The organism is Streptomyces sp. CA-294286 (assembly GCF_050947155.1).
In the GTDB taxonomy this organism is placed as follows: Bacteria; Actinomycetota; Actinomycetes; order Streptomycetales; family Streptomycetaceae; genus Streptomyces.
Genome location: NZ_CP192004.1, coordinates 657,892 through 672,576 on the forward strand (window position 1 = coordinate 657,892; position 14,685 = coordinate 672,576).

Annotated in this window: 12 protein-coding genes; 9 read left to right on the forward strand and 3 right to left on the reverse strand. The window is 74.8% G+C overall.

Annotated elements, in window-relative coordinates; all coding sequences use genetic code 11:
- Nucleotides 1-31 precede the first annotated feature (31 nt).
- Nucleotides 32-2,719 carry a rifamycin-inactivating phosphotransferase gene (gene rph, locus ACQPZG_RS02885; protein ID WP_433544156.1) on the reverse strand — a complete coding sequence of 896 codons (2,688 nt, stop codon included), beginning with the start codon at nucleotides 2,717-2,719 and terminating at the stop codon, nucleotides 32-34.
- Nucleotides 2,720-3,166: 447 nt separating this feature from the next.
- On the opposite strand from rph, the gene ACQPZG_RS02890 reads away from it, so the two are divergent.
- Genes ACQPZG_RS02890 through ACQPZG_RS02905 form a run of 4 tightly spaced genes read left to right on the forward strand, consistent with a single transcriptional unit; the run spans nucleotide 3,167 to nucleotide 6,844 of the window.
- Complete coding sequence (locus tag ACQPZG_RS02890; RefSeq protein ID WP_433544619.1) at nucleotides 3,167-4,720, forward strand: PP2C family protein-serine/threonine phosphatase; 1,554 nt, start codon at nucleotides 3,167-3,169, stop codon at nucleotides 4,718-4,720.
- On the forward strand, nucleotides 4,717-5,868 hold the full coding sequence (locus ACQPZG_RS02895) for a cobalamin B12-binding domain-containing protein (protein WP_433544157.1): 1,152 nt from the start codon (nucleotides 4,717-4,719) through the stop codon (nucleotides 5,866-5,868). Before ACQPZG_RS02890 ends, ACQPZG_RS02895 begins: the two co-directional genes overlap by 4 nt.
- Complete coding sequence (locus ACQPZG_RS02900) at nucleotides 5,865-6,278, forward strand: STAS domain-containing protein (protein ID WP_433544158.1); 414 nt, start codon at nucleotides 5,865-5,867, stop codon at nucleotides 6,276-6,278. The genes ACQPZG_RS02895 and ACQPZG_RS02900 overlap by 4 nt, the downstream gene beginning before the upstream one ends.
- A gap of 50 nt (nucleotides 6,279-6,328) precedes the next feature.
- Nucleotides 6,329-6,844, forward strand: coding sequence for a MarR family winged helix-turn-helix transcriptional regulator (locus ACQPZG_RS02905; RefSeq protein WP_433544159.1), 516 nt, complete (start codon nucleotides 6,329-6,331; stop codon nucleotides 6,842-6,844).
- A gap of 638 nt (nucleotides 6,845-7,482) precedes the next feature.
- Here the strand turns inward: ACQPZG_RS02905 and ACQPZG_RS02910 are convergent.
- Nucleotides 7,483-8,043 carry a DoxX family protein gene (locus ACQPZG_RS02910; protein WP_433544160.1) on the reverse strand — a complete coding sequence of 187 codons (561 nt, stop codon included), beginning with the start codon at nucleotides 8,041-8,043 and terminating at the stop codon, nucleotides 7,483-7,485.
- 168 nt (nucleotides 8,044-8,211) lie between these two features.
- Here ACQPZG_RS02910 and ACQPZG_RS02915 point away from each other — a divergent pair, with 168 nt between their 5' ends.
- Nucleotides 8,212-8,709 (forward strand): NUDIX domain-containing protein, encoded by a 498-nt coding sequence (locus ACQPZG_RS02915; RefSeq protein ID WP_433544161.1) that lies wholly within the window; start codon nucleotides 8,212-8,214, stop codon nucleotides 8,707-8,709.
- Between the two features lie 213 nt (nucleotides 8,710-8,922).
- On the opposite strand, the gene ACQPZG_RS02920 is transcribed toward ACQPZG_RS02915, so the two are convergent.
- A complete protein-coding gene (locus ACQPZG_RS02920) occupies nucleotides 8,923-9,936 on the reverse strand; it encodes a MerR family transcriptional regulator (RefSeq protein WP_433544162.1) in 1,014 nt (337 codons plus the stop codon).
- A 108-nt stretch (nucleotides 9,937-10,044) separates the two neighbouring features.
- Between ACQPZG_RS02920 and ACQPZG_RS02925 the strand changes: the two genes are divergently transcribed.
- The 4 genes from ACQPZG_RS02925 to ACQPZG_RS02940 all read left to right on the forward strand — a co-directional run bounded on the left by ACQPZG_RS02925 (nucleotide 10,045) and on the right by ACQPZG_RS02940 (nucleotide 14,581).
- Nucleotides 10,045-10,677 (forward strand): sigma-70 family RNA polymerase sigma factor, encoded by a 633-nt coding sequence (locus ACQPZG_RS02925; protein ID WP_433544620.1) that lies wholly within the window; start codon nucleotides 10,045-10,047, stop codon nucleotides 10,675-10,677.
- Nucleotides 10,678-10,821: 144 nt separating this feature from the next.
- On the forward strand, nucleotides 10,822-12,201 hold the full coding sequence (locus ACQPZG_RS02930) for a lycopene cyclase family protein (protein ID WP_433544163.1): 1,380 nt from the start codon (nucleotides 10,822-10,824) through the stop codon (nucleotides 12,199-12,201).
- 71 nt (nucleotides 12,202-12,272) lie between these two features.
- Nucleotides 12,273-13,037 carry a class I SAM-dependent methyltransferase gene (locus ACQPZG_RS02935; protein WP_433544164.1) on the forward strand — a complete coding sequence of 255 codons (765 nt, stop codon included), beginning with the start codon at nucleotides 12,273-12,275 and terminating at the stop codon, nucleotides 13,035-13,037.
- Nucleotides 13,034-14,581, forward strand: coding sequence for an FAD-dependent oxidoreductase (locus ACQPZG_RS02940; RefSeq protein ID WP_433544165.1), 1,548 nt, complete (start codon nucleotides 13,034-13,036; stop codon nucleotides 14,579-14,581). The genes ACQPZG_RS02935 and ACQPZG_RS02940 overlap by 4 nt, the downstream gene beginning before the upstream one ends.
- The last annotated feature ends 104 nt before the right edge of the window (nucleotides 14,582-14,685 follow it).

Here is a 14,685-nt window from a genome sequence, read left to right on the forward strand (position 1 = left end):
GCGGCCCGTGGAGCGGCGGCCCCACCCCCTGTCAGGGCAGGAGTTCGACGTAACCGTCTGTTCCGTGCACCCGGATGCGTCGGCCGTCGCGGATCAGGCGGGTGGCCGCTTCCACGCCGACGACGGCGGGCAGGCCGTACTCCCGCGCGATCACCGCGCCGTGGGTCATCAGGCCGCCGACCTCCGTCACCAGGCCCGCGATGCCGACGAACAGGGGCGACCAGCTCGGGTCCGTGAACGCGGTGACGAGGATGTCGCCCGCCTCCAGGTCGGCGTCCGCCATGTCGAGCACGACGCGGGCCCGGCCCTCGATCGTCCCGGCGGAAACCGGTACGCCGACCAGTGCGCCGTCCGGCACGTCGTCGCGCCGGTACGCCCCGGTGAGGGCCTCGCCGTCGGAGGTCAGCACCCGGGGCGGGGTCAGCGCGTGGTACGCCCGGAACGCCTCCTTGCGCCGTTCGACGAGCCCGAGGTCCACCCGGTTCGTGCGCACGGCCTCGTGGAACTCCTGGAACGTGAGGTGGAAGGCGTCCTCCCGGTCCGGCAGCACGCCTGCCCGTACGAGGCGGTCGGCCTCCGCCAGCAGGGCCTGCTTGTAGACGAAGTAGCGGCTGATGATGCCGTACTTCGGGTACTCGCGGTATCCGACGAAGGTGCGCACCCGGTCGATCATCCGCTGGGTCTCGTCGGCCTTGCGGTCGCCCTCCGGCAGGGCCCGCAGCCGGGCGAGCACGTCCTGCTCCTTCGCCTGCGCCCGGTGCAGCCCTTGTGCGAAGTGCCGTGCGGCGGCGCCCGGTTCGAAGTTCCGGACGTGGTCGAGGAGGACGGGCAGGAGGGTGCTGGGGCGTTCGCGCCAGCGCGGCCTCGTGATGTCGATCTCGCCGACGCAGCGCATGCCGTACCGGTCGAGGTAGGTCTCGATCGCGTCGCGGGCCCCGGCCCCGCCGGGGAGGCTCGCCAGTCCGTCCAGAAAGTCATCGTCCTCGACGCTCCCGAGGTACGCGACCACCTCCGGGTGCGGACGGACCGCGTCCGCGACGTCGAGCAGGGAAAGCCCCATTTGGGACGTGATGTTGCCGGGGGCGGACAGGGTGAGCGTGTCGGCGGCGTTCTTCTCCCCCAGCCACTCCTGGAGCCTGTCGTTGAGCCACCAGGTGGCCTCCGTCCCCGCCATGATCACCTGCATGCTCAGCGGGTCGCTGAGTACCCGCTTGTGCTCCTCGAACGCCTCCAGCAGGAAGTCGAAAAGCGCCGGTCCGCTCTTGGCGCGGATCTCGCGCTCCAGAGCGGCGACGGACGCCTCGCTCCGCTCGACGAGTCCGGCGACGATCGCCGGGTCGGTGTCGATCGGGGCGGGCGCCCCGCCGGCCGGCGGGCGGGCGGGGACCGCGTCCGGGAGCACCGGGACGAAGTCGCCGCGGTCCAGGACGGTCTCCAGCGCGTCCCTGACCAGCGGATCGGCCTTTCCCATGGCGTCCAGGAGACCGTCCCGGCCCGCGGGCGAGGCAAGGCGCGCGGCGACGTCCACGAACAGCCGGCCCCCCGCCTCCTGCATCGGCACCAGGGCCGTCAGCTGCCACATGGAGGCCCCCAGGGACTTCATGGGATCGGTCATCATCTGTCCGTGGCCCACGGAGACGTAGACGTGGTTGTCCTGGTCATCGGCCTCGGGCACGGGGAACAACGTGGTGATCGGGCGGCTCTGCACGATCTGGAAGTCCTCGTCGGCCACACACCACTCGATGTCCTGCGGACGGCCGAAATGCGCTTCGACGCGCCGCCCGAGCTGTGCGAGCCGTACGACCTGGTCATCCGTCAGGGCCGGCAGCCGCTGTTCCCGCGCGTCCAGCACCACTTCCTGCGTACCGCCGCCCGGCAGGGCGTGCACGGCGCGCTGCTTGGCGGCGATCGTCCGCTCGACGATCTCGCCGTCGCGCACCTTGAAGACGTCCGGGTTCACCAGGCCGGAGACCAGCGCCTCGCCGAGGCCGAAGCCCGCGTCGACGGTGGTGACCCTCCGGTCGCCGGTGACGGGGTCGGCCGTGAACAGGATGCCGGACGCACGGGGGAGGACCATCCGTTGGACGACCACGGCCATGTGCACCCCGCGGTCGTCGATGTCGTTCTGCCGGCGGTAGGTCACCGCCCGTTCGGTGAACAGGGACGCCCAGCACCGGCTGACGTGCCGGAGGACCGCTTCGGTGCCCACGATGTTCAGATACGTGTCCTGCTGCCCGGCGAAGGACGCCGTCGGCAGGTCCTCCGCCGTCGCGCTGGAACGTACGGCATAGGCGGCCTCCTCGCCGTGCCGGCCGAGGGCGCGGGTGATCGACGCGGCGAGCCAGTCCGGGAGCGGGATCTCCTCGATCGTCCGGCGGATCTCCGCGCTGAGCGTGCGGACGGCCTCCCGGTCGTCCGGATCCACGCGCGAGAGCCGGTCGAGCCGGGCGGCGACCGACGGCGCCCGCGCCACCGTCCGCCGGAACGCCTCGGTCGTCACGCAGAAGCCCCCGGGAACGCGGACGCCGTCGATCCGTGACAGCTCGCCCAGGTGCGCGCCCTTGCCGCCGACGAGTGCGAGCCGCGTCGCGTCCACCTCGTGGAGATCCACCACGTACCGGTGATCTGCGGCGTCCCGCGTCGGGCGGCCCTGTTTCGTTGTGTCGTGGTGTGCGTGCGGGTCACCGCTGTTCTGGGTACTGCCGGACTTCTCGTGCATGCCTTGATCCCCGTTTCCCGTCCTGGCGGTCTTCTTTCTCCCGGCAGCCATCCCGTTTTCGCAGGTGGCGGCCGTGCCGGACGATTCTGCTCCATGAGCGGGGCCTTGCGGCAAGCCCCCGGCCGCGCTATAGGTTGTGAGTGGCAGGGAGTGCTCTCCCTGCCCTTTTGCTTTTTCGGCCCCGGTGTGCGGGTGGGCCGGGCGGAGACGCCGCACGGGCGCCGGTCGGGGCGGTGCGGCGACGGGGTCGGTTGCCAGAAGGCAACGAAGTGAGGGAAGGTTGCTGGAAGGCAACGTTCCGTCGAGTTGATGAGGTGAGGGATTCGCGCAGCGGGTCCTCGTTATTTGGGTTTCAGCCAAGCGCAGACTGTCGTCACACCGAAGCCGGACTTCCCGTGGGACCGTGCCCCCTACCCGGTCCTGGTCGCCGACGCCCATGACACCGTCGTGCAGCGCAACGACGCCGCCGGCGCCCTCCTGCCCCGGGCGGACCCCGGCGCCCCCCTGACCGCCGTGGCCCCGGCCTGGCTCGCCGAGGCGCACCGCGCCCTGCGGAGCGGGGCCCCGCACACCGCCTCCGAGGACGACGCACCGCACCGCGGCGAGATCGACGGGCGCCACTACGAAGCGCATCCCGGCGTACGGGACGACGGCGCGGTCGCATGGTGGCTCGTCGACGACACCGACCGCCACCTCGCCCGCGAGGCGCTGCACCTGGAGCGGGAGCGCACCGCGTTCCTCGCCAAGGCGTCCAACGTCCTGCTCTCCTCCCTCAACCTGGGACGCTGCATGGACGTCACCGCGCACATGGCGGCCGAGCACCTCGCGGACGCGGCGCTCGCCATCGCGCCGTCGCGCGGGAGCCGGCTGCCCGTGGTCACCTGTGTGCGCGGCGGCACGCCCGCCCTCGCCCAGGAGACCGTGGACCCGGACGACGTACCGGGCCTGGGCGAAGCGCTGCGCGGCTTCCCGCCGGTGCCCTCGCGCTGGATCGACCCCTCGACCGCACCGGAGTGGATGGTTCCCGACGACTTCGGGCCCGTCGGCTCGATAGTGATCACCCCGCTGCCCGGCCACGGCGTCGCGGCCGGTGCCCTGGTCCTGCTGCGCAAGGCCGACAGCGCCGCCTTCACCGGCGAGGAAGAGGTCTTCGCCCGACTCTTCGCCGCCCGCTCGGGCGCCGCGATGTCGGCCGCCCGGCTGTACGCGGAGCAGACCGCCCTCACCGAAGTCCTCATGCGGGAACTCCTGCCGCCGAGGCTGCACCAGATCTCCGGGGTGGACTTCGCCGGGCACTACCGGCCCTCGGCGGACGACGAGCGGATCGGCGGAGACTTCTACGACGTCCACCCCGCGCCGGTGGAGGGCGAGGCGTCCCTGGTCGCCCTCGGGGACGTGTGCGGCAAGGGGCTGGAGGCCGCCGTCCTGACCGGCAAGATCCGCAACACGCTGCACGCCCTGCTGCCGCTGGCCGACGACCACGAGCGGATGCTGAACCTGCTCAACACGGCACTGCTGAACTCCCAGCACACCCGGTTCGCGACCCTGGTCCTGGCCTCCGCGGTGCGCCGGGGCAACGAGGTGGACCTCAGGCTCACCAGCGGCGGCCACCCCGCCCCGCTGATCGTCCGCGCCGACGGCAGCGTCGAGGAGGCGGACACCCGCGGCACCCTGGTCGGCGCGATGCCCAGGGTCAGCGCCCGGACCGTGCGGCTCACGCTCGGCCCCGGCGAGTCCTGCGTGCTGTACACCGACGGCATCACCGAGGCCAGGGGCGGCCCCATGGGCGACGCCCAGTTCGGTGAGGAACGCCTCAAGCGGGCGCTGGCCGACTGCGCGGGCATGCCGTCGGAGGGAATCGCGGAACACGTCCAGATGCTGGCGGCGCAGTGGCTCGGCAACCGGCGGCACGACGACATGGCCGTCGTCGTGATCTCCGCCCCCCGATCCCACCACCTGAGTGCGGTGGACGGCCACACCCGGGGCAGGTTCACCGCATGAGCACCCGCACCCCCTCACGCCTCCCCGCCCGCACCAGGCCCGCCGAGTGGGCGGACCGGCTGTGGAAGGCCGTGTCCGTGGCGGACGAGTACGCCGCCACCGCGGTCGTGGCGCGCGCCCTCGACGAGGGCGTCGACCCCGAGAGCGTCCTCCTGGACGTCATCGCCGTGGTGCAGGCCAGGGTCGGCGAGGAATGGGCGGCCAACCGGATCGGCGTGGCCCAGGAACACGCCGCGACCGCCATCAACGAACGGGCCGTCGCGGCCCTCGGCACCCATCCCGCCGCCCGCACCACGCCCTCCGGACGCCGGATCACGGTGGCGTGCGCCGACGGCGAATGGCACGCGCTGCCCGCACGCCTGCTGGCGGAGGTCCTGAAGCTCCGCGGCTGGCAGGTCGACTACCTCGGCGCCCAGGTCCCCGCCCCGCACCTCATCGCCCACCTGCACACCACGCACGCCGAAGCGGTCGCGCTGTCCGGGTCGATCGCGACCCGGCTGCCCACCGCGCACGCGGCGATCACCGCGTGCCAGGCCATCGGTGTGCCCGTGCTCGTCGGCGGGGCCGCCTTCGGCCCCGGGGGCCGGTACGCGACGCTGCTGGGCGCCGACGCCTGGGCCCCCGACGCCCGCACGGCGGCCGACCTCCTCGCCCGCGGGCCGCTGCCGCGCCCGAACCCCGACCACCAGCAGCTGGACGACCTGCCGCACCTGGCCGACCAGGAGTACACCCTGGTCACCCGCAACAGCGACGCCCTGGTACGGGCCGTCTTCACCGCCCTGCACGACGCGTTCCCCGCCGTCCGCTCCTACGACGACCTCCAGCGCGAACGCACCGCGCAGGACCTGGCGCACATCGTGGAGTTCCTCGCCACCGCCCTCTACCTCGGCGACGAGGAACTGTTCACCGGCTTCCTCACCTGGACCGCGCGGATCCTCACCGCGCGCGGGGTGCCCGCGCGGAGCCTGCCCCCGGCCCTGGACCTGCTGGCCCAGGAGCTCAAGGACTTCCCGCGGGCCGTCCGTCTGCTCGGGTGCGCGGTACGCGCACTCGCCACCGAACCCGCCACGACGGCCCCCACCGCCACGGACGGCACGGGCGCCGATCGCCCCGCCGCCGACCACCTGACCGCCGGGAACCCCGTATGACCTCGCCGCCCGCCCCCCTGCGCCTGACCACGAGCGACTCCGCACACCGGGTCCGCATCCAGCTCCACGGCGCTCTCGACCACGACCACGCCGACCTGCTCCTGGCCGAGGTGGACCGTCGACTGGCCGCCCGCCCGCACCTGCGGGACCTGCATCTGCACTGCGGCCAAGTCACCTCCGTCGACTCCCTGGGCCTGTCCGTACTGCTGATGGTCCACCGGCGGACCGCCGCGGCGCAGGTACGTCTGCACCTGGACGACCGGTCCGAGAGACTGGACCGCCTGCTGGACGTCACCGGTACCCTCGAATACCTCACCACGGCGTCGTCCCCCACCGCCGCCGCGGACTCCTCGAAGGCCGAGGAGCAACAGGCGGCGGCCCGCCCCACCGGGCCGGAGAGCCACAGCTGAGCCACTGCCCCGCCGACCCCTGGGCAGAAGCACCCACCGACCGGGGAGCCATGCCTTCACCAGACGCCGTCCCCAGCACGATCAGCCAGGACGCCACCCGGTCCGCCGGCACCATCGCCGAGTTCCTCGACGTGATGTGGGAGCGCGCCAGGGACTCCACGGCACAGGCGACCGCTCCCGTCTCCACGTCACAACTGCGACTGATGTACGTCGTCGACCGCCAGGACGGCATACGGATGCGGGCGGTGTGCCAGCTCCTGGCCTCCTCGCCGCCGAACGTGACCCGCATGTGCGACCGTCTGCAGGCCATCGGCTTCGTCGAACGCCTGCCGTGCCCCGGCAGCGGACGCGAGATCACCCTGCGGCTCACCCCCACGGGCAAGAGGCACCTGCGGCGCATCCGCGAGCAGCGCGAGACGATGCTCCACCGGGCCATCGACAACATGCCCGTGGACGAACGCCGCGCCCTGGCCACCGGACTCGCCTCGCTCGCCACCCAGCTCACCGCCGCCTCCGACGCGGAACTGCCGAGCCGCGCCAGGCCCGACCGGCACCCGGCCGCCTGACGACGCCGCCCGCGACCGGCGGTCCTCGGAGGCCCGGCCGCCGGGCGGACAGAAAGGAGCCCCGGCTGGACGGGGGGGACCAGCCGGGGCGGCAAAGGGTGTGACACGCGGAGGGCGGTCGCCTCTCGGCGAGGGGCTCCATGGGGCTTCAGCCGAACGATCTTCCCCATGGGCTGCGGGTAGGGCCCGGGGACACTGTCCCCTCCGCGGTCACACCTGGCTCAACGCACGACCCCCGCCGCGTGTTCCCGCTCCGTCCGCCCCCGGCGGTGACTCGCGACACAGCGCTTCCGAACGGGGTACGCGCGCTCCGCGCACCGGGGTTCCGGACGGGGCCCGCGCCCCCTTCACCGGCGGGGTCCGTCCCGGGACGGACGCGTGGAGCCGGGCGGTACGTGCGCACGCAGCCCCTGCGGGCGAACGGAACCAGGAGCTCGACCGCCCCGCCGTCGGCGCTGCCGGGGGTCGCCGGTGCGCGGGGCGCCGACGAGGTCGTCCGGCGGGACGCCGTGGATGCGGGACAGGGGCAGCAGCAGCCTGCGCGAACTCGTCGACGGCTCGACCGGACGCTGAACTCCCGGGAGCGATCCGCCCGTGCCCACGTACCCCCGCCCGCCGCGCCGAGGAGGCGGGCCCGGTCAGTGAGCCTCGTCGCCCGTACCGGCGTTCGTGCGGCACTGTCGCCTGCCGACCACCACGGTCGCGGCGACCGCGCTGGCCACGAAGGCGACGGCCACCGTCCAGTGCTGGTCGAAACGGTGGCCGGTGGCGTGGTCGAGCGAGTACCGTCCCGGGCCCGCGAGACCGATCGCGGCGGCCGTGAAGCCGAGGAACGCCGGGTACTCGTAACCGCCCGACTGGGCGAAGAACCCGGCGGGAGCGTGCACCGCCACGGCGCCCGCCATGGCGCCCGCGGCAGCCGCCCCGGCGGCCGGGGTGGCGAGACCGAGCGCCAGGAGCGCGCCCCCGCCAGCCTCCCCGAGGCCCGCGGCGAGCGCGCTCTGCCTGCCCGGAGCGAACCCCATGGCCTCCATCGCGGTGCCCGTGCCCTCGATGCCGCCGCCACCGAACCAGCCGAAGAGCTTCTGCGAGCCGTGCGCGGCCAGCGCCGCCCCGGTGCCGACGCGCAGCGCGAGCAGGCCGAGGTCGCGCCGGCGACTCGTGCCGGGGGCGGGGTGGCGGTGGAAACAGCGGGCCATGGGGTCTCCCTGGAGTCGTGGAACCGTGGAGCCCGGCTGAGGTACGGGCCGCCGTCTCCACTGTGCGCGGCACGGGGCCCCCGGGCGGTGCGGTGTTGCTCCGTACGGGAGGCGGCCCCGCGAGCCACGGGCGGGCGCGCCGCGCGCGGCGGACGCAGACTGGACGACATGTCGACGGGCAGGCGCAGCGCCGGACTCCTCCTCTTCCGCATCACGGGCGCAGGAGCGGAACGGGACGTGGAAGTGCTGATCGGGCACATGGGCGGCCCGTTCTGGCAGCGAAGGGAAGCGGCGGCCTGGTCGGTGCCCAAGGGGGAGTACGAACCCGATGAGGATCCCGTGGCCGCCGCCCGCCGGGAGTTCGTCGAGGAACTGGGGCTGCCCGTCCCCGACGGACCCTTGCTCCCGCTCGGCGAGGCCCGCCAGAAGAGCGGCAAGACGGTCGTCGTATGGGCGCTGGAGGCGGAACTCGACCCGTCGGCCGTCGTGCCGGGCACGTTCCTCCTGGAGTGGCCGCGCGGGTCGGGTGTGCAGCAGGAGTTCCCCGAGATGGACAGGTTCGCCTGGTGCACCCCGGAGCAGGCGGCCGAGCGGCTGGTGTCGGGCCAGCGGGTCTTCGTCGACCGGCTGCGCGCCCACGTGCGCGGCGGGCCGGTCTCGCGGTAGCACCGCTCGGGCGGCTCAGGAGCGGGGGGCTCGCCGACCCCCGGGCACGGAGACGTCCCGGGCACGGAGACGCCCCGGGCACGGAGACGCCCCGGACCTGTGGACGGCCCGGCTTCAGAGGACGGCCCCGAGGCGGGGGCCGCGCGGGCACCCGAGAACGGCCCCGGAGAGCGGGCCGGGCGCACCTCGTCCCGGCAGCCCGCCGCCCCCGCGTCAGTGCGGCGCGCCCGACGGCAGCAGCATGTCCAGGGCCTCGCGCAGCCCCCGCGGGCGCAGGGCCCCCGCCAGGTGCGGGCCGGCCCAGCCGGGGCCCGCCAGCATCATGGCGGGGCCGGTCCTGGCGCCCCGTACCCCCCAGGTGATCGAGCCCAGGTGCTGGGCGAGCGGACGGCTCGCGGTGCTCCGCGCCTGGGACCACAGCACCACGGTGCCCGGCCCCGTCCTGCGCACCGCTTCCTCCAGGGCGGGTACGGGGACCGACGCCCCGAACATGCTCACCGCGACGTCCCGTTCGGCCAGCGCCGCCGCCAGCGCCTCCAGCGGCAGAGTGTGTATCTCCCCGGGTACGCACGCGAGCAGCACCGGCGGAGAGGACGGGCGCGGCGTGCGGTCGGGCGGCGGTGGGGCGCTGCGCGCGAGCACCCGGGAGACGTGCCAGGACAGGAGGTGTTCGACCTCGACGTACCGGTCGCCCGAGGTCTGCCACCTGCGGCCCACCGCGTGCAGCGCGGGCATGATCACGTCTTCCCAGGCCGCGACCAGCCCGCGTTCGGCGATCGACGCCGTCAGCAGCCGGTCGACGGCGGGCGCGTCGAGCCGGGCCGCCGCCCGGGTGAGCCCCCGGGACTCGGCGAGCGGACGGGACAGCGACCGGGCCGCCGGGCGGGCGCGGCCGGGGGCGGGCGCGGAGGAGGGGAGCGCGGACGGACCGGCGTCGGGGTCGTCGGCGCCGGTGGCGGGCGTGCCCGACGGTGCCGCGAGCGCGGCGCGGGCCGCTTCGGCGGGCGGAACGCCCGATGCGGTCAGGCGGCACATCCGCTCCAGCACTTCCACGTCACGGGCACCCCACCGCCTGTGCTGCCCGCCCTTGCCCGCCGGACCGATGCCGTAGCGCCGGTGCCACGTGCGCAGCGTCGTCGGGGCGACCCCGAGACGACGGGCGACCGCACCGGTGCTCAGCGCCGCCGCGGCAGCGCCGACCGGCTCCCGTACGGGCGGATGTTTCATGGCCCGAGCATACGACGCAACATCGATTCACTTTGCCTCGCCGTCTTCGGCCCGACCACTGTGGCCTGTCAACGGGAGCGGCGCGGGCCGCAGGACGTGGGGGTGCGTGTGGAGGCGGTGGCGGTCGACGTGCCGACGGGGGAGACGGCCGAGGAGTGGGAGGGCATCGCGCACGGACTGGTGCGCGGGGACGAGCAGAGCCTGGCGGCGGCGTACCGCAGGTGGGGCACGCTGGTGCACGGTCTCGCCTCCCGCGCGCTCGGCGACCCCCGGGAGGCGGAGGACGTCACGCAGCAGGTGTTCCTCGCCGCCTGGCGCGGACGCGGCGGCTACCGGCCCGAACGCGGCCCGCTGGCCGCCTGGCTGGTGGGCATCACCCGGCACAAGACCGCCGACGCACTGGCGGCGCGCGCCCGCCGCGCGGAGGTGGCCGCCGCGGTCGGGGTCTCCGCAGCCGTCCCGGTCGCCGACTTCCGGCAGGACGACGTGCTCGACCGGGTCCTGGTCGCCCAGGAGTTGGCGAAGCTGCCCGACGCCCAGTACCAGGTGCTGCGCCTGACGTTCTACGGCGACTTCCCGCAGAGCCAGATCGCCGCCCTCACCGGGCTGCCGCTGGGGACGGTCAAGAGCCATTCCCGCCGCGGGCTGGCCACTCTGCGGGCCGGTCTTGCGGGCAGCTTCGGCCGGGTGCCCGCCGCGAGGACGGCGTCCGAGGAGGAGCGCACCAAAACCGACGCATGAACGTTTCGGCTGCCGGGGGCGGCGTCCGCCGCACCACGCCCGCCTCAACGCGCCCGGTTCACGTGCATCCGAACGCCCCGTCCGTGCGGAATGCTGGACGACCGGTCTTCGGCCCGCGCGATCAGGAAGGGACGGACGCGTACCTTGTCACCACCGCACGAACCCCCGCAGCCGCAGCCGCACCCGCCCGCCGCCCCGTCCGGCACCACGCGCGACACTCCGCCCGAGACGCCGTACGGCATGTCGTCCGCGACCTCGCAAGGCGGCCCGTCCGACACCTCGCACAGCAGCTCGTACGACCCGTCGCCCGGCAGCGCGTACGACACGGAGATCGCCGTCGTCGGCGCCGGGGCCGCCGGTCTCTCCCTCGTCCACCGGCTCTGCGCGGCATCCCCCGCCGGACGCGCCCGGCCCACCGTGACCCTCGTCGACGCGCCGACGGGCCCGCTGCGTCCCCCGGAACGCACCTGGTGCTTCTGGGAGCGGCCGGGCGGCGAGTACGACGATGTGCTGAGCGCCTCCTGGGACCGGCTGCGGCTGCGCGGGCGCGACGGGGACGAGGTGCACTGCCCGCTGGCTCCCTCGCGGTACAAGATGCTGCGCTCCTCGGACTTCGAGCGGCTGGTGGGCGCCCGGCTCGACGCCTCGCCGCAGCTGCGCCGGGTGACCGCGACCGTCGACCGCATCGACGACCTGCGCCCCGGCGCCCAGGTGCACGGCACGACCGCGCAGGGCACGCCGCTGCGGCTGCGGGCCCGGTGGGTGTTCGACTCGCGCCCGCCGCACGCCCTGCCTCCGTCCCGCACGCTGCTGCTCCAGCACTTCCGGGGCTGGTTCGTCCGCACCCGGCAGCCGTCCTTCGACCCCGCCACCGCCGACCTGATGGACTTCCGCACCCCGCAGCCCGCGCGCGGGCTGTCCTTCGGCTACGTGCTGCCGCTCAGTCCGCACGAAGCGCTGGTGGAGTACACGGAGTTCTCCCCGCAGCCGCTGGACGACGCCGGATACGAGCGGGCCCTGCGGCACTACACCTCCCGGGTCCTGGGCCTGGGCGCGTTCGAGGTGACCGGCGTCGAACAGGGGGTGATCCCGATGACCGACGCCCGCTTCCCGCGCCGGACCGGCTCGTCGGCCTTCCTCATCGGCACCGCGGGCGGCGCCACCCGGCCGTCCACCGGCTACACCTTCGCCGCCGTGCAGCGGCAGAGCGCGGCCGTCGCCGACGCCTGGGCGCGGGGCCGCACCCCCTTGCCGCCGCCCGCCTACCCGGCCCGCTCCCGGGCCATGGACGGCGTCATGCTGCGCGCGCTCGCCACCGGACGGGTGGACGGGGCGCGGTTCTTCACCCAACTGTTCCGGGAGGTGGGGCCGGAGCGGATGCTCCGCTTCCTGGACGGCCGCACCACCTGGCGCGAGGACTTCGCCGTGGGCCTGCGCACCCCCGTACTGCCGATGCTGCGCACGGCGGCGGAACTGCCCTGGCTGCCCGCGCGCGTTCGCACCGGTGGGCGAGCACGCCGGTGAAGGCGACGCACACCTCGGACGACCTCAACCGTGCGCCACTCAGGAAATGACCGAAAGGATCCCGGAACCAGATGACCCTGCTCCGCGACGACGCCCTGTCCACCGCCTTCGACCGTGCCGCCCGCACCTACGACCGGCTGACGGCCGCCAACCCCGGCTACCACGCCCACCTCCGCCGCTCCGCGCGCCGGCTCGGGCTGCCGGACGACGGGGCGGGGCTGCGGCTGCTCGACCTCGGCTGCGGAACCGGCGCCTCCACCGCCGCGCTGCTGAAGGCCGCCCCGCTCGCGGAGATCGTCGCGGTGGACGCCTCGCAGGGCATGCTCGACCAGGCGGCCGCCAAGCCCTGGCCGCGGAACGTGTCCTTCGTCCACGCCCCCGCCGAAGGTCTCGAAGAAGCGGGTGTGCAGGGGCCGTTCGACGCCGTGCTCGCCGCGTACCTGCTGCGCAACGTGCAGGACCCGGACGCCGTCCTGGCCTCCGTGCGGGACCTCCTCGCCCCCGGCGGGCGGCTCGCGGTGCACGAGTACACCCTCAGCGGCAGGCCCCTGGACCGGGCGGTGTGGAGCGCCGTGTGCCACGGCATCGTGCTGCCCGCAGGCCGCGCGTCCGGGGACGGGGACCTCTACCGCCATCTGCTGCGCAGCGTGGTGGAGTTCGACACGGCCGACCGGTTCGCGGCGCGCGTGCGTCGTGCGGGCTTCGCTTCGGTACGGGTGCTGCCGCTGCCCGGCTGGCAGACCGGCATCGTGCACACCGTCCTCGCCGCCGCGCCCCGCGACACCGGGCGCACCGAGCGGGAAGCCGCCCCGGCGGGCGCCGAGGCGCACCGGTGAGCGCGCCCGTCGGCGGCCGTCGGGGGCGTGACCGCCGGGCCGTCCGCGTCCCCGGGCCCGCGGGACGCGCACGCGTCCTCGGCGAGGCGCCCACCGTCGCCGTCGCGGGCGGCGGCATCGCTGGTCTGGCCGCGGCCACCGCCCTCGCCGAACGGGGCGTCCACGTCACCCTCTACGAACGCGGCGACAGCCTCGGCGGCCGGCTCGCGGGCTGGCCGGTCGAACTCGCCGACGGCTCCCCGGCGACCATGAGCCGCGGCTTCCACGCCTTCTTCCGCCAGTACTACAACCTGCGCGGACTGCTGCGCCGCGTCGACCCCGGCCTCGACACCCTCACCGGGCTGCCCGACTACCCCCTCCAGCACAGCGACGGACTGCGCGACAGCTTCGCCCGCGTGCCGCGCACCCCGCCGTGGAGCGCCCTGGGCTTCGTCGCGCTCAGCCCCGCCTTCGGCTGGCGCGACCTCGCCCGGATGAACCCGCGGGCCGCGCTGCCGCTGCTCGACGTACGCGTCCCCGAGGTGTACGACCGCCTGGACGGCGTCAGCGCACGTGACTTCCTCACCCGCATCCGCTTCCCCGAGGCCGCCGACCACCTGGCGTTCGAGGTCTTCTCCCGCAGCTTCTTCGCCGACCCGCGGGAACTGTCCGCCGCCGAACTGGTCCTGATGTTCCACATCTACTTCCTCGGCTCCAGCGAGGGCCTGCTCTTCGACGTGCCCCGCGAGCCGTTCCCCGCCGCACTGTGGGACCCCCTCGCCGGTTACCTCACCGGGCACGGCGTCCGGCTGCGCACCGGGCAGGCCGTGCTCGGCGCCGCCCCGGCACGCGAGGGCCGGGTCTCGGTCCGTACCGACGGCGAGGAGGTGACGTACGACGGACTGGTCCTCGCCCTGGACACCGGCGGCCTCCAGGACGTAGTGGGAGGGTCGCCGTCGCTCGGCGACGCCTCCTGGCGGCAGCGGGTCGCCCGGCTGCGCACCACGCCGCCCTTCCTGGTCTCCCGGCTGTGGCTGGACCGCCCGGTCGCGGCCGGGCGGCCCGGTTTTCTGGGCACCGGCGGGTACGGGCCGCTGGACAACGTCAGCGTGCTGGACCGGTGGGAGGGCGAGGCCGCGCGATGGGCCGCCCGCACCGGCGGCTCCGTCGTCGAACTCCACGCCTACGCCGTCGACCCCGCAGCCGACCGCGAGGCCGTCCAGGACAGGGCGGTGGCCGAACTCCACCGGGTGTACCCCGAGACCCGCGACGCGAAGGTCGTCGACGCACGGCACGAATGGCGCGCGGACTGCCCGCTGTTCGAGGTGGGCGGTCACCGCGACCGGCCCGGCGTGCACACCCCCGACCCGGCCGTGGTGCTCGCGGGCGATCTCGTACGGACCGCCCTGCCCGTCGCGCTGATGGAACGCGCCGCCACCACCGGCTTCCTCGCCGCGAACGCGCTCCTGCGACGCTGGGGGCTGCGCGGCCAGACCCTGTGGACCGTCCCCGACCGGGGCCGGGTCCCCGCCCTGCGGGCCCTGGCCTCCCTGGCCGGCACCTGAGTGGCGGGCCGCCGCCCCCGCGCCCGGCCGATGGGCTCGCCCCGAGCCCGGCCGAAGGCCCCGCGCCCGGCCGATGGGCCCGCCCCGCGCCCGGCCGATGGGCC

What these genes read in the sequence shown, in the direction of transcription:
- rph (WP_433544156.1), bottom strand. Translation starts at nt 2,719, where the DNA reads ATGCACGAGAAGTCCGGCAGTACCCAGAACAGCGGTGACCCGCACGCA.
- ACQPZG_RS02895 (WP_433544157.1), top strand. Translation starts at nt 4,717, where the DNA reads ATGAGCACCCGCACCCCCTCACGCCTCCCCGCCCGCACCAGGCCCGCC.
- ACQPZG_RS02900 (WP_433544158.1), top strand. Translation starts at nt 5,865, where the DNA reads ATGACCTCGCCGCCCGCCCCCCTGCGCCTGACCACGAGCGACTCCGCA.
- ACQPZG_RS02905 (WP_433544159.1), top strand. Translation starts at nt 6,329, where the DNA reads ATGCCTTCACCAGACGCCGTCCCCAGCACGATCAGCCAGGACGCCACC.
- ACQPZG_RS02910 (WP_433544160.1), bottom strand. Translation starts at nt 8,043, where the DNA reads ATGGCCCGCTGTTTCCACCGCCACCCCGCCCCCGGCACGAGTCGCCGG.
- ACQPZG_RS02915 (WP_433544161.1), top strand. Translation starts at nt 8,212, where the DNA reads ATGTCGACGGGCAGGCGCAGCGCCGGACTCCTCCTCTTCCGCATCACG.
- ACQPZG_RS02920 (WP_433544162.1), bottom strand. Translation starts at nt 9,936, where the DNA reads ATGAAACATCCGCCCGTACGGGAGCCGGTCGGCGCTGCCGCGGCGGCG.
- ACQPZG_RS02935 (WP_433544164.1), top strand. Translation starts at nt 12,273, where the DNA reads ATGACCCTGCTCCGCGACGACGCCCTGTCCACCGCCTTCGACCGTGCC.